Annotated in this window: 15 protein-coding genes; 7 read left to right on the top strand and 8 right to left on the bottom strand. The window is 60.8% G+C overall.

The genetic code is table 11. From position 1 onward, the window contains the following. Positions 1-94: 94 nt before the first annotated feature. From lsrG to lsrA, 6 genes are read right to left on the bottom strand one after another with little or no spacing between them, the layout of a single operon-like run. Positions 95-388, bottom strand: a complete 294-nt coding sequence (gene lsrG / locus PI91_RS03335; RefSeq protein ID WP_008503162.1) for a (4S)-4-hydroxy-5-phosphonooxypentane-2,3-dione isomerase — start codon at positions 386-388, stop codon at positions 95-97. Continuing rightward, entirely contained in the window at positions 385-1,272 is an 888-nt protein-coding gene (lsrF, locus tag PI91_RS03330; RefSeq protein WP_032653516.1) for a 3-hydroxy-5-phosphonooxypentane-2,4-dione thiolase, read from the bottom strand. The genes lsrG and lsrF overlap by 4 nt, the downstream gene beginning before the upstream one ends. An 11-nt stretch (positions 1,273-1,283) precedes the next feature. Then, a complete protein-coding gene (gene lsrB / locus PI91_RS03325) occupies positions 1,284-2,285 on the bottom strand; it encodes an autoinducer 2 ABC transporter substrate-binding protein LsrB (RefSeq protein ID WP_023326137.1) in 1,002 nt (333 codons plus the stop codon). Position 2,286: 1 nt separating this feature from the next. Continuing rightward, on the bottom strand, positions 2,287-3,264 hold the full coding sequence (gene lsrD, locus PI91_RS03320; protein WP_008503159.1) for an autoinducer 2 ABC transporter permease LsrD: 978 nt from the start codon (positions 3,262-3,264) through the stop codon (positions 2,287-2,289). Further along, complete coding sequence (gene lsrC / locus PI91_RS03315; protein ID WP_039265431.1) at positions 3,265-4,296, bottom strand: autoinducer 2 ABC transporter permease LsrC; 1,032 nt, start codon at positions 4,294-4,296, stop codon at positions 3,265-3,267. Next, the gene (lsrA, locus tag PI91_RS03310; protein WP_039265430.1) at positions 4,293-5,780 is read right to left on the bottom strand and encodes an autoinducer 2 ABC transporter ATP-binding protein LsrA; all 1,488 of its coding nucleotides are present in this window, start codon (positions 5,778-5,780) and stop codon (positions 4,293-4,295) included. Before lsrA ends, lsrC begins: the two co-directional genes overlap by 4 nt. A gap of 215 nt (positions 5,781-5,995) precedes the next feature. Between lsrA and lsrR the strand changes: the two genes are divergently transcribed. The 3 genes from lsrR to PI91_RS03295 all read left to right on the top strand — a co-directional run bounded on the left by lsrR (position 5,996) and on the right by PI91_RS03295 (position 10,789). After that, a complete protein-coding gene (gene lsrR, locus PI91_RS03305) occupies positions 5,996-6,967 on the top strand; it encodes a transcriptional regulator LsrR (RefSeq protein ID WP_008503156.1) in 972 nt (323 codons plus the stop codon). 33 nt (positions 6,968-7,000) lie between these two features. Continuing rightward, complete coding sequence (lsrK, locus tag PI91_RS03300) at positions 7,001-8,581, top strand: autoinducer-2 kinase (protein WP_039265429.1); 1,581 nt, start codon at positions 7,001-7,003, stop codon at positions 8,579-8,581. 186 nt (positions 8,582-8,767) lie between these two features. Then, positions 8,768-10,789: an NADPH-dependent 2,4-dienoyl-CoA reductase gene (locus PI91_RS03295; RefSeq protein ID WP_023344955.1), complete on the top strand. Its 2,022-nt coding sequence runs from the start codon at positions 8,768-8,770 to the stop codon at positions 10,787-10,789. Between the two features lie 90 nt (positions 10,790-10,879). Here the strand turns inward: PI91_RS03295 and rlmG are convergent, their stop codons facing one another. Continuing rightward, on the bottom strand, positions 10,880-12,016 hold the full coding sequence (rlmG, locus tag PI91_RS03290; RefSeq protein ID WP_023344956.1) for a 23S rRNA (guanine(1835)-N(2))-methyltransferase RlmG: 1,137 nt from the start codon (positions 12,014-12,016) through the stop codon (positions 10,880-10,882). A gap of 83 nt (positions 12,017-12,099) precedes the next feature. Here rlmG and PI91_RS03285 point away from each other — a divergent pair, with 83 nt between their 5' ends. The 4 genes from PI91_RS03285 (at position 12,100) to sstT (ending at position 16,386) form a co-directional block, all read left to right on the top strand. Continuing rightward, entirely contained in the window at positions 12,100-12,603 is a 504-nt protein-coding gene (locus PI91_RS03285) for a YgjP-like metallopeptidase domain-containing protein (protein WP_008503152.1), read from the top strand. 70 nt (positions 12,604-12,673) lie between these two features. Then, positions 12,674-13,672, top strand: coding sequence for a Gfo/Idh/MocA family protein (locus PI91_RS03280; protein WP_039265428.1), 999 nt, complete (start codon positions 12,674-12,676; stop codon positions 13,670-13,672). Positions 13,673-13,923: 251 nt separating this feature from the next. Next, a complete protein-coding gene (locus tag PI91_RS03275) occupies positions 13,924-14,889 on the top strand; it encodes a TerC family protein (RefSeq protein WP_023344957.1) in 966 nt (321 codons plus the stop codon). Between the two features lie 255 nt (positions 14,890-15,144). Further along, positions 15,145-16,386 (top strand): serine/threonine transporter SstT, encoded by a 1,242-nt coding sequence (gene sstT, locus PI91_RS03270; RefSeq protein ID WP_008503149.1) that lies wholly within the window; start codon positions 15,145-15,147, stop codon positions 16,384-16,386. 86 nt (positions 16,387-16,472) lie between these two features. Here sstT and PI91_RS03265 read toward each other — a convergent pair whose 3' ends face one another. Further along, entirely contained in the window at positions 16,473-17,960 is a 1,488-nt protein-coding gene (locus PI91_RS03265) for a UxaA family hydrolase (RefSeq protein ID WP_039265427.1), read from the bottom strand. Positions 17,961-17,970: the final 10 nt, after the last annotated feature.

Below are 17,970 nucleotides of genomic sequence, written 5' to 3'. Positions count from 1 at the left end.
TCTAAAGCCGGGCGGACTACGCTCATCCGGCCTACAAAACCATTCCACCTTTTCCCCAAAAGCCCGGTAAGCGCAGCGCCACCGGGCAAGACCATTACTCCGGCAATAACCCGACAAAGCTGCGTTTTTTGCGCGGCTCCGACATCAGCTCCTCCAGCTTATCCACGCACGCGAGATAGTGCGGGGTTTGCTTATGCGCCAGCACCGCCTCTTCGTCTTTATAGGCTTCGTAGATAAAGAACCGGGTTTTCACCCTCGGGTCCTGCAATACGTCAAAACGCAGGTTCCCCGGCTCCTGGATTGCGCCCTCGTGGTTGGCGCGAAACACCTCCAGAAACTCGTCCACCCGCTCGGGCTTAATGTTGATCTCTACCAGCGTCACGTTCATTTTGCTTCTCCCTGTTTCTCTTCCTGCCAGAACTGGAACGCATCACGGGCATTCCAGTTCTCGTGCACCACTTTCTTCACCGCCTTCAGCATGGCGAGCGGCGCACTGGACTGGAAGATGTTGCGCCCCATGTCCACGCCGGACGCGCCCTGGTCTATCGCGCGCCAGCACATCTCCAGCGCCTCGTGCTCCGGCAGCTTTTTGCCCCCTGCGATAACGATCGGCACCGGGCAGCTGGCGGTCACTTTTTCAAAACCCTCATCCACGTAGTAGGTTTTGACGAACTGCGCCCCCATTTCGGCGGCAATACGGCTTGCCAGCGAGAAATACCGAGCGTCACGCGCCATCTCTTTCCCCACGCCCGTCACCGCCAGCGTCGGCATGCCGTAGCGCGCCCCTGCATCGACAAGCTTGATGATGTTGTTGATCGACTGATGCTCAAACTCGCTTCCGATGTACACCTGCGCCGCCACCGCGCAGACGTTCAGGCGCAGGGCGTCTTCCATCGCCACCGCCACGCACTCGTTGGACAGCTCGCCCAGAATCGAGTTACCGCCGGAGGCGCGCAGCACCACCGGTTTGTTCGTCGCGGCGGGCACCTGGCTCCTGAGGATGCCGCGGGTACACATCAGCACGTCGGTTTCACCAAACAGCGGCGCGATAGAGAGGTCGATACGCTCAAGGCCGGTAGTCGGCCCCTGAAAGTAGCCGTGGTCAAAGGCCAGCATCACCGTACGGTTGCTCTGCGGATTGAAGATGCGCGCCAGCCGCGACTGCATGCCCCAGTCCAGCGAGCCGCAGCCCTTCAGGGTGAACGGTACATTTTGCTGCGGCGTGCCGATGCCAAAATCCTTGCCGTCTTTGATGTCGTCTAAATCAGCCATTTGCTCCCCCGTCAGAAATCGTATTTGCTGATGTTCTCTTTGGTGAACACCACGCGTTCCGGCAGCAGCACGATGCCGTTGCCCTTCGCCTCATACTGGTAGCCCTGCACGCTGTTCGGCTCGACCTTCAGCGTCCCGATATTTTTCACGTCCACGCTGTCGCCAACGTTAAGATCGCCTTTTTTCAGCAAACGATCGGCGACATTGACCGCAATTTTGCCCTGTTGCACCACGTCCCACAGGCCGAAGGCCTTCACCGTGCCGCGCTCAACGTACGGGCGCATCACGTTCGGCGTGCTGAACCCGACAATCGCCACGCCTTCCCGCTTCAGGTTTTCTGCCGCCTGCGCGGCAGCAGGAAGCGCGTTGGCGTCTGGGGCGACGATCGCATCCAGATCCGGATAGGCTTTTAAGATCCCTTCGGCGGTCTGCAACGATTTGGTGGCGTCGTTATAGCCAAACTGGGTGGTGACGATCTGCCACTGAGGATGGTCTTTCTCGATTTTGGCCTTCGCCTCTTTCACCCACTGGTTCTGATCGGTAACGGTCGGGCTGGAGTAGAAGAACGCCACTTTCGCGTTCGGTTTGGTGACCTGCTTGCCCGCCATCTCCACCAGCAGGCCGCCCAGCTGTTCCGGCGTCCCCTGGTTGATGTAGATGCTGCGGCACTCCGGTTTGGTGTCGGAATCCCAGGTCAGGACCTTGACGCCGCGCTGCATCGCGCGCTTCAGCGCCGGACACAACCCATCCGGCGACACGGCGGAGACGATAATGGCGTTATAGCCCTGGTTGACGAAGTTATTGATGAGCTGCACCTGGCCGGAGACGCTCGGCTCGGTCGGGCCGTCGTAGGTCACGTCCACGCCAAGATCTTTCCCCGCCTCTTTCGCACCGTTGCCGCCGCTGGTGAAGAAGCCGACGCCCACCAGCTTCGGGATAAAGGCAATGCGGTCCGCCGCCTGCGCCGAAGCGAAGCTGAGGGCCATTGCCAGGACGAGCAGTTTTGTTTTCATCTTACGCTCCGGATAGTTTTCTAAAGAGAGATCGCACCCATTCGCGGTGCAGACTCAGCGAACGCCCCATCACCACCACAACCAGCAGCGCCCCCGACAGCGCGCTCGACACCTGGTTGGGGATGCCGACCATCTGTAAACCCTGTTGCAGGTACCCCACCAGCAGCGCCGCCAGCGCCGTACCGACAACCGAACCTGACCCGCCGTAGATATTGGCTCCGCCGAGCACGGCGGCGGTGAGCGCAGGCATTAATAGATCGCGCCCCAGATCCGAACGCGCGGAGCCGAAATAGGAGACCATCACCAGCGCGGCAATCGCCGAGGCCACGCCCACCAGGCCGTACAGCACGTAGGGCATGCCGTTCACCGGCAGCGCCGCATAGCGCGCCGCGCGCGGGTTCTGCCCAATAAGGAACAGATGACGGCCAAAGCGCCCGCGGTGGGTAATGAGCCAGAAGAAGACGGTGATTACCGCGAACAAGACCAATGGGATCGGCAGACCCAACACCGTGAGGTTAGCGAACGCCGTGAAGCTGTCCGGGAAGCCGCCGATGCCCTCGTAGCCCGTCGCGCCCGCCATGCCGGAGAGCAGCAGCGCGCCGCCGCCGTAGAGGTAGAGCGTGCCGAGGGTGATCACCAGCGGGCTGATGCCGGTGTAGTGGATCAGCGCCGCATTCACCAGCCCGCACAGCAGACCCAGCAGCAGCGTCAGCGGAACGGCGACCGCCATCGGCCACCCCGCCTGCATCATCACCCCCAGCGCAATGGCGCACAGGCCGATGGTCGAGCCGAGGGAGATGTCGATCCCGCCGCTGACGATCACCAGCGTCAGCGGCAGCGCCACAATACCGATGCAGATGAAGTCGCTGGTGCTGAACAGCAGCATGTTGATATCGAGCATCCGCGGGTTGATGGCCCCGAAAAGCAGGATCTCCAGCACCAGCAAAATGAGCAGCGCGCTTTCCCAGTTAAGCCTCATTTACGCCACCTCTTTTTTACGTTTGGGAAAGGGGGTGACGTGCTTTCCCCCTCTGTTGCTCGGCTGGAAACGACCGTACTTCAGCGCCCGCTGATGCCGCGCCAGCGCCTGACGCAGACGCCCGTCGAGCACCAGCACGCCCAGCAGCACCAGCCCGGCGATAAAGTCGTTCCACCAGGCCGGAAGCCTGAACAGCACCAGCACGGTGTCGATTTGGGTGAGGAAGAACGCACCGAGCAGCGCGCCGATCAGCGTGCCCGTGCCGCCCAGCAGTGAAATGCCCCCCAGTACGCAGGCGGCGATGGCCTTCATCTCCAGCCCGCTGCCGGTCTGATTGGGCACGAAGCCAATCTGTGCGGCAAAGACAATCCCGGCGCAGGCCGCCAGCATGCCGTTGAGGGTAAAGGCGATCATGCGGGTGCGATTCACCGCCACGCCCAGCTGGCGCGCGGCGGCGAGGTTATCCCCCACCGCGTAGAAATCACGCCCGAACGCGGTGCGCGACAGCGTCCACGCGCCGGTGACCACGATAATCAACACCACCATGCCAAGGGGCGACACGCCGATGGCCGCAGGCTCAGAGAGGGATTTCAACCCCGGCGGCAGCCCTTCAATCCACTTTCCGCCCGTCCAGAGCAGCATCGCTCCACGGTACAGCCCCAGCGTGCCGAGGGTGGCGACAATCGCCGGGATGTGTAATCCCACCACCAGAAAACCGTTGAATGCCCCCGCCAGCGCGCCAACTGACAGCGCGAAGAGAATGGAAACGGGCAGGCTGTAGCCACTGTTCAGCGCCACGCCGACGGCGATGGCGGACAGCCCGACGGTCGACCCCACGGAGACGTCGATATTGCGGGTCAGCATCACCAGCGCCGCGCCGATCGCCAGCAGGATCAGGATCTGCGAACTGGCGAAGATCATCCCCAGCGTCTGCAAACTCAGGTACGACGGATTGAGCGCCACCAGCACGGCGAACAGCGCCAGAATGGCGAGAAACGCGCTCAGCTCGCGGTTTTTCAGTAAGATCTTCATGATTGCCCTCCAAACGCCAGCGCCATCATGCGATCGAGGCTGACCGCATGGCGCGGCAGCTCGCCGCTGAGTACGCCCTGATGCATCACCAGCACGCGATCGGCAAGGCCGGGAAACTCATCGAGATCGCTTGAGATCATCAGCACCGCCACGTTCTGCGCCGCCACGCTTTTGATAAGCTGGTAGATATCCGCACGCGCCGAGACGTCCACCCCGCGCGTCGGTTCATCGACGATCAGCAATAACGGGTTGGCTTCCAGACAGCGTGCCAGCAGCACCTTCTGCTGGTTGCCGCCGGAGAGCGTGCGCACGGTTTGATCCGCATGGTTGAGCTTGATCCCCAGCGCCCGGTGATAGCGCTCCACCACCGCGGACTCTCTTTTCCGCTGCTGCCAGAGCGACGGCTCGTTCAGCGCCACGGTGTTCCAGCGGATCGGCGCGTCGAGGAACAGGCCGGACACCTGCCTGTCTTCCGGCAGGTAGACCAGGCCTTTGTCCAGACGTGAACTTACCGGTGCGGCGGTGATGTCCTGGTTCTCCAGCCAGACGCGCCCCCCGCGCACAGGCCGCAGGCCATAGAGCGTTTCGGCAAACTCGGTGCGCCCGGAGCCTACCAACCCGGCCAGGCCGACGATCTCCCCGGCGTAGATCTCAAGGCTCAGATCGATAAACCCTTCCCCGGTAAGATCCTCCACCCGGAGCACCGGAAAGTCCTGCGGCTGGGTGCGACGGTTGCCCGGCAGCGCCAGCCACAGCTTTTGCGTATCGCTGAGGGATTTCTCGCGGCTTACCGGCGTCATGGCGGCGATCAGGGCGCTATCGTCGAACTGCGCGGTTTCACCGCTGAGCACCACCGCGCCGTCGCGCATCACCGAGACGTGGCTCGACAGCATGCGAATTTCCGGCAGCTTGTGCGAGATAAACACGATCCCGACGCCGAGCGCCTGCAGAGCGCGGATCTGACGAAACAGCCGTTCGGTTTCGCCCGGCGTGAGGGAGGCCGTGGGCTCGTCGAGGATCAGGATCCTGGCGTTGCGCATTAATCCGCGCAGGATCTCTACCATCTGCTGATCCGCCACTTCCAGGGTGCTGGCGGCGGCGTCGAGGTTCAGCCGGCACTGCAGCTGCTCAAGTTTCTCCGCCAGCCGCTTTTCCCGATCGCGTTCGCGCGGCAGGCGGAACAGGATGTTTTCCCGCACCGTCAGGTTGGGGAACAGCAGCGGCTCCTGCGGCACGAGGTAAATGCCGAGCCTGTGCGCCTGCACGGGCGTCAGCCGCGCATATGACTGCCCCTCGACGGAAAGTTCACCCTCATCCGGCGTCTCGACTCCGGCGATGATCTTCATCAGCGTCGATTTTCCCGCGCCGTTCCCGCCCATCAGCGCGTGCACCTGGCCCGCAAGCAGCGTGAAATCAATGCCTTTTAGAACCGGCACGCCTGAGAACTGCTTGCTGATATTCCGCGCGTCGAGAAGTGGTATCATCATCGCTCCGCTATTGAACAAATGATTTTTAGATTTAATAATGTTCAAAAGCGTAGACGGTGAACTATATTTACAACCGTGCAGGGATCACAGTTTTATCGATTGAGATTCAGATAAACCAGAAACGATCGAAATGATCCGTTTTGTCGCGTGGCTCACACTTTCCCTCCGCGCCATCACGAACATATGATCTAAATTTTTATAAGAGTTCAATTATGAGCGATAAACGCACTGCGGAAGAAGGACGGTTTGCCGGACTGGCGCTGGCGGAAGAGGAGCTGGTGGCGCGCGTGGCCTGGTGCTACTACCACGACGGGCTGACCCAGAACGATATCGGCGAGCGGCTCGGGCTGCCGCGATTAAAAATCTCCCGCCTGCTGGAGAAAGGCCGCCAGTCCGGGGTGATCCGCGTGCAGATTAACTCCCGCTACGAGGGCTGCCTGTCGCTTGAAACCGAGCTACAGCAGCGCTTTGGCCTGAAGCTGGTGCGCGTGATGCCTGCCCTAAATACGCCGCCGATGAACGTGCGGTTAGGCATTGGCGCGGCGCAGTCGCTGATGGGCGTGCTGGAGCCCGGCCAGCTGCTGGCGGTGGGGTTCGGTGAAACCACCATGAGCAGCCTGCAGCACCTGAGCGGCTTTATCAGCTCGCAGCAGATCCGCCTCGTGACGCTGTCCGGCGGCGTCGGGCCGTACATGACCGGTATCGGCCAGCTGGATGCGGCCTGCAGCGTCAGCATGATCCCCGCCCCGCTTCGCGTGTCATCCGCCGAAGTGGCCGGGATCTTAAAGCGCGAGACCAGCGTGCGGGACGTGATCCTCGCCGCCACCGCCGCCGACGTCGCGGTGGTTGGCATTGGTTCAGTGAACCAGCGCCGTGACGCCACGATCCTGCGCTCCGGCTATATCAGCGAAGGTGAACAGCTGATGTACGCCCGCAAAGGCGCGGTCGGCGACATTCTCGGCTATTTCCTCAATGCCGAAGGGGAGTGCGTTGAGGAGCTGGAGATCCACAAAGAATTACTCGGCGTCTCGCTTGATGAGCTGGCGCAGCTGCCCACCATCGTTGGCGTGGCCGGCGGGGAAGAGAAAGCCGATGCGATTTATGCCGCACTGAAGGGTCGCCGTATCAATGGCCTGGTGACGGAAGAGACGACAGCCCGCGCGGTGCTGGCTCTGGCCAAATAAGAGCCCGCCCTGCGCTAACAGCGAGGCAAGCTCATGAGTTACCTTTTAGCGTTAGATGCAGGGACCGGCAGCGTTCGCGCCGTGATTTTCGATTTGCAGGGCAACCAGATTGCCGTCGGCCAGGCCGAGTGGAAGCACCTGAGCGTGGAGAACGTGCCGGGCTCGATGGAGTTCGACCTCGACACCAACTGGCAGCTGGCCTGCCGGTGCATTCATCAGGCGCTGGAGCGTGCGCGCCTGAGCGCAGCAGATATTCAGTCCGTCGCCTGCTGTTCGATGCGCGAAGGGATCGTGCTGTACGATCGTAACGGCGAGGCCATCTGGGCCTGCGCCAACGTCGACGCCCGCGCCAGCCGCGAGGTGGCCGAACTCAAAGAGATCCACGACAACCGTTTTGAATCCGAAGTGTATGACGTCTCAGGCCAGACGCTGGCGCTGAGCGCCATGCCGCGCCTGCTGTGGCTGGCGCACCACCGTCCGGATATTTACCGCAGGGCCGCGACTATCACCATGATCAGCGACTGGCTGGCGGCGAAGCTCTCCGGCGAGCTGGCGGTCGACCCGTCGAACGCGGGCACCACCGGCATGCTGGATCTCTTCTCCCGCGACTGGCGTCCGGCGCTTCTCGACATGGCCGGGCTGCGTGCCGATATTCTCTCTCCGGTAAAAGAGACCGGCACCGTACTGGGTGCTATAACCCGGGAGGCCGCGCAGCAGAGCGGCCTGCGCGAAGGCACGCCGGTGGTGATGGGCGGCGGCGACGTGCAGCTGGGCTGTCTGGGGCTGGGCGTGGTCTGCGCTGGACAAACGGCGGTGCTGGGCGGCACCTTCTGGCAGCAGGTGGTCAATCTGCCGCAGGTACGCACCGACCCCGACATGAACATCCGCGTGAATCCGCACGTCATCCCCGGCATGGTGCAGGCGGAGTCGATCAGCTTCTTTACCGGGCTGACTATGCGCTGGTTCCGCGACGCCTTCTGCGCGGAGGAAAAGCTGATTGCCGAGCGGATGGGGATGGACACCTATTCCCTGCTGGAAGAGATGGCCAGCCGGGTGCCGGCGGGCTCCCACGGGGTAATGCCAATCTTCTCCGACGCCATGCATTTCAAGCAGTGGTACCACGCCGCGCCGTCGTTTATTAACCTCTCCATCGACCCGGAAAAATGCAATAAAGCGACGCTGTTCCGCGCCCTGGAAGAGAACGCGGCGATTGTTTCGGCCTGCAACCTGGCGCAGATTTCACGCTTTTCCGGCGTGACGTTTGAGAGCCTGGTGTTTGCGGGCGGCGGGTCAAAAGGTGCCCTGTGGAGCCAGATCTTAAGCGACGTCACGGGCCTGCCGGTGCGCGTGCCGGAAGTGAAAGAAGCCACGGCGCTGGGCTGCGCGATTGCCGCGGGTACGGGCGCGGGGCTGTTTGCCGATATGGCCTCGACGGGCGAGCGGCTGGTGAAATGGAGCCGCGAGTTCACGCCAAACCCGGCGCACCGCGAGCTGTACGACGGCATGATGCAGAAATGGCAGGCGGTATACGCGGACCAGCTCGGGCTGGTGGACAGCGGACTGACCACGTCGATGTGGCAGGCGCTGGGGCTGGTGCGGGCAGCGGCGCCGTAAATAACGCCGGATGGCGCTACGCTTATCTGGTCCTGGGGTTTTGTAGCCCCGGTAAGCGCAGCGCCACCAGGGAAGTTCTTTGAGATCTATCACAATCATTCGATCCCGCTTTTACCTTTCCGCTGCCGCTGGCTAAATTAGTAACTCATCCGACCACATAACAATAATTTTACACTGGAAGAGACTATGAGCCGCTACCCGTCGTTATTCGCCCCTCTCGATCTGGGGTTCACCACACTCAAAAACCGCGTGTTGATGGGCTCGATGCACACCGGGCTCGAGGAGCATCCGGACGGGGCCGAGCGTCTGGCAGCTTTCTATGCCGAGCGCGCGCGCCACGGGGTGGCGCTGATTGTCACCGGCGGCGTGGCCCCTTCCCCTTCCGGCGTCGGCATGGAGGGCGGTGCGGTGCTGAACGATGCAGCACAGCTGCCGCATCACCGCATTGTGACCGACGCGGTACACAACGAGGGCGGTAAAATTGCCCTGCAAATTCTGCACACCGGACGCTACAGCTACCAGCCGAATCTGGTTGCGCCATCGGCCATTCAGGCGCCGATTAACCGCTTCACTCCGCATGCTCTGAGCCACGACGAGATCCTGGCGCTGATTGACGACTTCGCCCGCTGCGCCGCGCTGGCGCGTGAAGCGGGCTATGACGGCGTTGAGGTGATGGGCTCCGAAGGCTACCTGATTAACGAGTTCCTCGCCGCCCGCACCAACCAGCGCGACGACGAATGGGGCGGCGACTATGCCCGCCGGATGCGCTTTGCCGTGGAGGTGGTGCGCGCGGTACGTGAACGTGCGGGTGCGGACTTTATCATCATCTTCCGCCTGTCGATGCTCGACCTGGTGGAGGGCGGCGGGACGTTTGACGAAACCGTGCAGCTGGCGCAGGCGATAGAAGCCGCGGGGGCCACCATTATCAACACCGGCATCGGCTGGCACGAGGCGCGCATCCCGACCATCGCCACGCCGGTGCCGCGCGCGGCGTTCAGCTGGGTAACGCGCAGGCTGAAAGGCAAAGTGTCCGTTCCGCTGGTCACCACCAACCGCATTAACGATCCGCAGGTGGCGGACGATGTGATTTCGCGCGGCGATGCCGACATGGTCTCTATGGCGCGCCCGTTCCTGGCCGATGCCGAGCTGCTGTCCAAAGCGCAAAGCGGCCGTGCGGATGAGATCAACACCTGCATCGGCTGTAATCAGGCCTGTCTGGATCAGATCTTCGTCGGGAAGGTCACCTCCTGCCTGGTTAACCCCCGCGCCTGCCATGAAACCAAAATGCCGATCGTTCCGGCGGTCAATAAAAAACGCCTGGCCGTCGTGGGCGCTGGCCCGGCAGGCCTGGCGTTTGCGGTCAATGCCGCCTCGCGCGGGCACGGCGTGACGCTGTTTGATGCGTTGGGAGAGATTGGCGGGCAGTTTAATATCGCCAAACAGATCCCCGGCAAAGAGGAGTTCTACGAAACGCTGCGCTACTACCGCCGGATGATCGAGCTGACGGGCGTCGAGCTGCGGCTTAACCAGTTTGTCCACGCGGCGGATCTGACTGATTTCGATGAGGTGATCCTGGCGAGCGGGATCGTACCGCGCACGCCTGCGATCGAGGGTATCGATCATCCAAAAGTGCTGAGCTATCTCGACGTGCTGCGTGACAAAGCGCCGGTTGGCGAGAAGGTGGCGATTATCGGCTGCGGCGGGATCGGTTTTGACACCGCGATGTATTTGAGCCAGCCGGGCGAAGCCACCAGCCAGAACATTGCCGAATTCTGCGTGGAATGGGGTATCGACACCAGCCTCAGCCAGTCCGGCGGCCTGCGACCCGAAGGGCCACAGCTGCCGAAAAGCCCGCGCCAGATCGTGATGCTGCAGCGTAAAGCCAGCAAACCGGGCGAAGGGCTGGGGAAAACCACCGGCTGGATCCACCGCGCCACCCTGCTCTCGCGCGGGGTGAAGATGATCCCGGCGGTGAGCTACCAGAAGATCGACGACGACGGGCTGCACGTCACGATCGGCGGCGAGCCGCAGCTGCTGCGCGTGGATCATGTGATTTTGTGTGCCGGGCAGGATCCGAAGCGGGATCTGGCGGATCCGCTGCGCGAGGCCGGTAAAACGGTGCATCTGATCGGCGGGTGCGACGTGGCGATGGAGCTGGATGCGCGGCGCGCGATTGCGCAGGGGACAAAATTAGCTCTGATGATCTAGAACATTGCCGGGCGGCGCTGCGCTTGCCCGGCCTACGGGTCCGAGGCCATTGTAGGCCCGGTAAGCGCAGCGCCACCGGGCAAAACAATCTTACCGACGACGTCCCAGCTTCACCGCCTTCAGCACCACGAACTTGTTATTGGTCGCAATGGTCACGCAGTTACCGAAAATCTTCTTCAGCTTGTGGAAGTAGTCCAGGTGGCGGTTCGCCACGATGTACAGCTCGCCGTTAATCTTCAGGCAGCGGCGCGCGTGGTGGAACATCTCCCAGGCGACGTTATCCGTCAGGGCGTGCTTCTGGTGGAACGGCGGGTTACAGAACACGGCGTTGAAGCGGAACGGCTCTACGCCCGACAGCGCGTTGTTGATCATAAACTCGCAGCGGTCCAGCGCGTCCGGCATATTGGTTTCCACGTTCAGACGGCTGGAGGCCACCGCCATCGGCGATTCGTCGCTGAACACCACGCTGGCCTCCGGGTTCTTCGCCAGCAGCGTCAGGCCAATCACGCCGTTGCCGCAGCCCAGATCGACAATTTCCCCTTCCAGATTTTCCGGCAGGTGTTCCATAAAGAAGCGCGCGCCGATATCCAGACCGGTGCGGGAGAAGACGTTCGCGTGGTTATGGATGGTCCAGTCTGTCCCTTCCAGCTTCCAGCTCAGCGTTTCTGGCGCGTCGGCCAGCTCAGGGGCGGCGAACGTACAGTTGATCAGGCGCGCTTTTTTCCAGGCCAGCGTGGTGGTGGTCGGGCCAAGGACCTTCTCAAACAGCTCCAGCGTCGAAGTATGAATATCGCGCGCTTTGGCACCCGCGATGATGCGGGTTTCTGGCGTGACGACCTTACGCAGCGCGCGCAGCTGCTGCTCCAGCAGCGCCATGGTTTTTGGCACTTTGATGAGCACCACGCCCGGCGCCTGCGGGTAGTCCGCGGTGCTGTCGAGGAACTTCACGCTGGATTCGTCGATGTCGTTATGGCGCAGGTTTTCACGCGTCGCCAGCTCGCTTAAGTAGGAATCGCCGATGCTGTACGGCGTGTGCTCCGCCAGGGCGCAGCCCAGCGCGCCGAAGGCGTCATTCAGGATCAAAACCGGGCCGCGGATTTCAGTCTCATCCAACTGCTGCAGCAGATATTCATCCGCCGCTTCCCACGCCTGAAGCGGGTTAACGTCGTCCGTTTCCGGGAAACGTTTAAGGTTGAGTGAACGGAAACCGTTGTCTAAGTGGCTCATCGGCCCTCCTGAATGGTAAAATTTGGCGTATCCCTGAAAAGGGTGCGTGAGTATACCCGTTTTATTGTCGATTTGGGGCGTTGATGAACCAACTTACTTATCTCCAGGGCTACCCGGAGCATTTACTTTCTCAGGTTCGCAGCCTGATTGCCGAGCAGAAGCTCGGCGCGGTGCTGGAAAAACGCTACCCCGGCACCCACGATTTCGCGACCGATAAAGCCCTCTGGCAGTATACGCAGGATCTGAAAAACCGGTATCTGAAGAGCGCGCCGCCGATCAACAAGGTGATGTACGACAACAAGATCCACGTGCTGAAAAACGCGCTCGGCCTGCACACCGCCGTCTCCCGCGTGCAGGGCGGCAAGCTGAAGGCCAAGGCGGAGATCCGCGTCGCGACGGTTTTTCGCAACGCGCCGGAAGCCTTTCTGCGGATGATTGTGGTGCACGAGCTCGCACACCTGAAAGAGAAAGAGCACGACAAAGCGTTCTATTCTCTGTGCTGCCATATGGAGCCGCAGTACCACCAGCTGGAGTTTGATACCCGGCTGTGGCTTACGCATTTATCGTTAAAAGGTAATGCGGAATAGCGCACGCGAATTGTCATGATGACGTGCTACAGTGGCTAAAAGTTCCCCGCTACGGAGTACGTAAACGTTTATGATACGTTTCGCAGTCATTGGAACGAACTGGATCACGCGCCAGTTCGTCGACGCCGCCCACGAAACCGGCAAACTGAAACTTACCGCAGTCTATTCCCGCAGCCTTGAGCAGGCGCAGAGTTTTGCCAACGATTACCTGGTCGAGCATCTCTTCACCTCGCTTGATGACATGGCGCAAAGCGACGCCATTGACGCGGTCTATATCGCCAGCCCGAACGCCCTGCACTTCCCGCAAACGAAGCTGTTCCTCAGCCATAAAAAGCATGTGATTTGCGAGAAGCGGCTGGCGTCGAACATCGAAGAAGTGGAAGCCGCCATCGCGCTTGCCCGCGAAAACCAGGTGGTGCTGTTCGAAGCGTTCAAAACCGCCAGCCTGCCGAACTTCCTGCTGCTGCAGCAGTCCCTGCCGAAGGTGGGCAAAGTACGCAAAGCGTTTATCAACTACTGCCAGTACTCGTCGCGCTACCAGCGCTATCTCGACGGCGAGAACCCGAACACCTTTAACCCGGCCTTCTCGAACGGCTCGATTATGGATATCGGTTTCTACTGCCTGGCCTCTGCCGTGGCCCTGTGGGGCGAGCCGCACGGCGTCACGGCCACCGCCAGCCTGCTGGAGAGCGGCGTGGATGCGCACGGTGTCGCGGTGCTGGATTACGGTGATTTCAGCGTGACGCTGCAGCACTCCAAGGTGAGCGATTCTGTCCTGCCGAGCGAAATTCAGGGCGAAGCGGGCTCGCTGGTTATCGAGAAGATCTCCGAGTGCCAGAAGGTGAGCTTTGTCCCGCGCGGCGGCAAAGCGCAGGAGCTGACGCAGCCTCAGCATATTAACACTATGCTCTATGAGGCAGAGGTCTTCGCCCGTCTGGTGGAAGACAACGAAGTGAATCACCCAGGCCTTGCGGTGAGCCGCACCACGGCGAAGCTGCAAACGGAGATCCGCCGTCAGACCGGCGTGGTATTCCCGGCAGACGGCGTGAGCGCGGAAGTTATCGCGTAAAGCTGTGTAATGAAACGGCGCAGACCATTGACGAAACCGATGGTCTGACATATTTTGTTACCTGCAAAGGGGAGTAACTTCTTCGCCGGTGGATCGTCATTACGATGCGTGCAATACCGCATCCGGTCGCCGGGCAACCCTCGTGGTTGTAAGTGAGACCTTGCCGGAAGGCGAGGTCTATGCATAAAAAGCTAACGGCTATCGTCTTCTGACCATGGCCGTTTTTGTTTTTTATGTGTAAGGAAAATAGTATGCATTCTGTCGGCACTCCAATGTTGTGGGGCGGATTCGCGGTTGTCGTGCTCATCATGCTGGCGATCGACCTCTTTTTGCAGGGCCGTCGCGGCGCGCACGGCATGACCATGAAACAGGCCGCCGTCTGGTCGCTGGTCTGGGTTACTCTCTCCCTGCTCTTCTGCGCCGCCTTCTGGTGGTATCTGGCCTCGACCGAAGGCCGCGCGGTGGCCGATCCTCAGGCGCTCGCCTTCCTCACTGGCTATCTGATTGAAAAAGCCCTGGCGGTTGATAACGTCTTCGTCTGGCTGATGCTGTTCAGCTACTTCGCCGTGCCTGCGGCTCTGCAGCGTCGCGTGCTGGTGTACGGCGTGCTGGGTGCAATTATCCTGCGTACCATCATGATCTTCGCTGGCAGCTGGCTGATTACCCAGTTCGAGTGGCTGCTGTACGTCTTCGGCGCGTTCCTGCTGTTCACCGGGGTCAAAATGGCGCTGGCGAAAGAGGACGGCTCCGCGATTGGCGATCGCCCGCTGGTGAAGTGGATCCGCGGCCATCTGCGCATGACCGACAAGATCGAGAGCGAGCACTTCTTCGTGCGCAAGAACGGCCTGCTGTTTGCCACCCCGCTGCTGCTGGTGCTGATTCTGGTTGAGCTGAGCGACGTGATTTTCGCCGTGGACAGCATTCCGGCCATTTTCGCGGTGACCACCGACCCGTTCATCGTTCTGACCTCTAACCTGTTCGCCATCCTCGGCCTGCGCGCGATGTACTTCCTGCTGGCGGGCGCGGCGGAGCGCTTCTCCATGCTGAAGTACGGCCTGTCGGTGATCCTGGTGTTTATCGGTATCAAGATGCTGATCGTCGATTTCTACCATATCCCGATCGCCATTTCGCTCGGCGTGGTGTTTGGCATTCTGATCGTGACGCTGATTATCAATACCTGGGTTAACCGCCAGCACGATAAGAAGCAGCAGGCTTAATGCGTTTTGCCCGGTGGCGCTGGGCTTACCGGGCCTACAACGTCACCCCGTAGGCCGGGTAAGCGCAGCGCCACCCGGCACTTTCGTTAATCAATAGTTAAAAAACATGACGCAACACGTAAAATCCAGCATTTTACGCTTCCCTCCTTTCGCGCATTCCCTATACTCGACCAGGCAAACATTTACTTACATCCGGACATAAATGTGACTAAGAGCACATTCGGAATGGAACGCAATTTCACTCAGGAATAATGTATGAGCACACAATCGACGGGTCTTTTTGCGCGCCTGGCGCAGGGAAGTCTGGTTAAACAAATTCTGGTAGGACTGGTGCTGGGTATTCTGCTGGCCATGGTGTCAAAACCTGCTGCGGAGGCCACGGGGCTGCTCGGGACGCTGTTTGTGGGCGCCCTGAAAGCCGTCGCGCCGGTACTGGTTCTGATGCTGGTCATGGCATCGATTGCCAACCACCAGCACGGACAAAAAACCAACATTCGCCCTATTCTGTTCCTGTATCTTCTGGGAACCTTCTCTGCAGCCTTAACGGCCGTGGTGTTTAGCTTCCTGTTCCCGTCCACGCTGCACCTGACCAGCGCGGCCGGTGATATCACGCCGCCGTCCGGCATTGTGGAAGTCCTTCGCGGTCTGCTGATGAGCATGGTCTCTAACCCCATCACCGCGCTGATGAGCGGAAACTACATTGGCATCCTGGTCTGGGCGATTGGTCTGGGCTTCGCGCTGCGTCACGGCAACGAGACCACGAAAAACCTGGTCAACGATTTGTCCAACGCTGTCACCTTTATGGTGAAGCTGGTGATTCGCTTTGCGCCAATCGGTATTTTCGGCCTGGTCTCCTCCACGCTGGCAACCACCGGTTTTGACGCGCTGTGGGGCTACGCGCAACTGCTGGTTGTGCTGGTCGGCTGTATGCTGCTGGTGGCGCTGGTGATCAACCCGCTGCTGGTGTTCTGGCAGATCCGCCGCAACCCGTATCCGCTGGTGCTGACCTGCCTGCGCGAGAGCGGCGTGTATGCCTTCTTCACCCGCAGCTCTGCGGCGAACATACCGGTGAACATGGCGCTGGCGGAGAAGCTGAACCTGGATCGCGATACCTATTCCGTGTCGATCCCACTGGGTGCGACCGTGAACATGGCGGGTGCGGCGATTACGATCACTGTACTGACCCTGGCGGCGGTGCATACGCTGGGTATTCCGGTGGATCTGCCAACCGCGCTGCTGCTGAGCGTGGTGGCATCGCTGTGCGCCTGCGGCGCATCCGGCGTGGCGGGCGGTTCGCTGCTGCTGATCCCGCTGGCGTGTAATATGTTCGGCATCCCGAACGAAATCGCCATGCAGGTGGTTGCCGTCGGCTTTATCATCGGCGTGCTGCAGGACTCCTGCGAAACCGCGCTGAACTCCTCTACCGACGTGCTGTTTACCGCGGCGGCCTGTCAGGCGGAAGACGCGCGTTTAGCGAAGAACGCCCTCCGCAGTTAAAAAGAAAAGCCCGGTGGCGGCTACGCCTTACCGGGCCTACAGGGTTTAGTAGGTCGGGTAAGCGCTAGCGCCACCCGACAAAGTACTTACAGCGTCACACCGCTCTTAAAGATTGCCAGCTCGCGGAAATCGTTCTTCTCGTTGCAGGTCTGCTTGCCGCTGGCAATTTCCACAATCGCATCCACGAATTCCGTCAGCAGCTGCGGCATCGCCTTGCCGTGGATAAGCTGCCCGGCATCAAAGTCAATCCAGTGTTTTTTCTTCGCCGCCAGCTCGCTGTTGGTGGCGATTTTCACCGTCGGCACAAAACCGCCGTACGGCGTGCCGCGACCGGTGCTGAACAGCACCATATGGCAGCCGGCTCCCGCCAGCGCGCTGGTGGCGACCGCATCGTTACCGGGCGCGCTCAGCAGGTTCAGACCGTGCGTTTTCAGGCGCTCGCCGTAGCGCAGAACGTCAACCACCTGGCTCGCGCCTGCTTTCTGGGTGCAGCCGAGGGATTTCTCTTCCAGCGTGGTGATCCCCCCCGCTTTGTTACCCGGCGACGGGTTCTCGTAAATGGGCTGATTGTGGGCAATGAAGTACTGCTTGAAGTCGTTCACCATGGTGACGGTCTTCTCAAACGTCTCTTCATCGCGGCAGTGGCTCATCAGAATACGTTCCGCACCGAACATCTCCGGCACCTCGGTCAATACCGTCGTGCCGCCGTTGGCGATCACATAGTCCGAGAAGCGCCCCAGCATCGGGTTGGCGGTGATACCGGACAGGCCATCAGACCCGCCGCATTCCAGACCAAACTTCAGCTCGCTCAGCTTGCCCGGCTCGCGCCTGTCGTGGCGCATCACCTCATACAGCTGATGAAGCTGTTCGACGCCCGCTTCCACTTCGTCGTCCTGATGCTGGCACACCATAAAGTGCACGCGCTCAGGGTCAAACTCACCGAGCGTCTCGCGGAAGGCGTCCACCTGATTGTTCTCGCAGCCCAGGCCAATCACCAGCACCGCGCCCGCGTTCGGGTGGTGCACCATGTTTTGCAGCATGGTTCGGGTGTTGATGTGGTCGTCACCCAGCTGGGAGCAGCCGTAGGTGTGGCTGAACAGATGCACGCCGTCAGTGCCTTCGGCATCGTTGGTCTCTTTCAGGAAGCGCGTCTGGATCTGACGCGCAATCCCGTTCACGCAGCCGACGGTCGGGAGGATCCACAGCTCGTTGCGGATCCCCACGTCGCCGTTTGCGCGGCGGTAGATCTGCACCTCACGATCCGCCGCCTGCTCTTGTGCCGCAGGTAAATCAGGTTGATAGCTGTACTCGTCCAGATCGCTCAGATTTGTGCGGGCGTTGTGGGAATGGATGTATTCACCCGGCGCGATATCCGCCAGCGCATGACCGATGGGCAGACCGTACTTCACCACGTTTTCCCCTTTGGCAATGGGGATCAGGGCAAACTTGTGTCCACGTCCAACGGACTGGCGTAACGTCACCGACTGGTTGTCGAAGGTGACTTCCGTCCCTTCGGTTAAATCTGCCAGCGCGACGGCCACGTTATCCAGCGAATGGATTTTGATGTATTGCATATCAACCTCA

The organism is Enterobacter sp. FB (assembly GCF_000805795.1).
Lineage (GTDB): Bacteria > Pseudomonadota > Gammaproteobacteria > Enterobacterales > Enterobacteriaceae > Enterobacter > Enterobacter roggenkampii.
Note: the sequence above shows the minus strand (reverse complement) of the source record. Positions and strands in the feature narration are given on the sequence as shown.

Excerpts from the sequence above, each read along its gene's own strand:
- lsrG (WP_008503162.1), bottom strand. The coding sequence starts at position 388 with ATGAACGTGACGCTGGTAGAGATCAACATTAAGCCCGAGCGGGTGGAC.
- lsrF (WP_032653516.1), bottom strand. The coding sequence starts at position 1,272 with ATGGCTGATTTAGACGACATCAAAGACGGCAAGGATTTTGGCATCGGC.
- lsrB (WP_023326137.1), bottom strand. The coding sequence starts at position 2,285 with ATGAAAACAAAACTGCTCGTCCTGGCAATGGCCCTCAGCTTCGCTTCG.
- lsrD (WP_008503159.1), bottom strand. The coding sequence starts at position 3,264 with ATGAGGCTTAACTGGGAAAGCGCGCTGCTCATTTTGCTGGTGCTGGAG.
- lsrC (WP_039265431.1), bottom strand. The coding sequence starts at position 4,296 with ATGAAGATCTTACTGAAAAACCGCGAGCTGAGCGCGTTTCTCGCCATT.
- lsrA (WP_039265430.1), bottom strand. The coding sequence starts at position 5,780 with ATGATACCACTTCTCGACGCGCGGAATATCAGCAAGCAGTTCTCAGGC.
- lsrR (WP_008503156.1), top strand. The coding sequence starts at position 5,996 with ATGAGCGATAAACGCACTGCGGAAGAAGGACGGTTTGCCGGACTGGCG.
- lsrK (WP_039265429.1), top strand. The coding sequence starts at position 7,001 with ATGAGTTACCTTTTAGCGTTAGATGCAGGGACCGGCAGCGTTCGCGCC.
- PI91_RS03295 (WP_023344955.1), top strand. The coding sequence starts at position 8,768 with ATGAGCCGCTACCCGTCGTTATTCGCCCCTCTCGATCTGGGGTTCACC.
- rlmG (WP_023344956.1), bottom strand. The coding sequence starts at position 12,016 with ATGAGCCACTTAGACAACGGTTTCCGTTCACTCAACCTTAAACGTTTC.
- PI91_RS03285 (WP_008503152.1), top strand. The coding sequence starts at position 12,100 with ATGAACCAACTTACTTATCTCCAGGGCTACCCGGAGCATTTACTTTCT.
- PI91_RS03280 (WP_039265428.1), top strand. The coding sequence starts at position 12,674 with ATGATACGTTTCGCAGTCATTGGAACGAACTGGATCACGCGCCAGTTC.
- PI91_RS03275 (WP_023344957.1), top strand. The coding sequence starts at position 13,924 with ATGCATTCTGTCGGCACTCCAATGTTGTGGGGCGGATTCGCGGTTGTC.
- sstT (WP_008503149.1), top strand. The coding sequence starts at position 15,145 with ATGAGCACACAATCGACGGGTCTTTTTGCGCGCCTGGCGCAGGGAAGT.
- PI91_RS03265 (WP_039265427.1), bottom strand. The coding sequence starts at position 17,960 with ATGCAATACATCAAAATCCATTCGCTGGATAACGTGGCCGTCGCGCTG.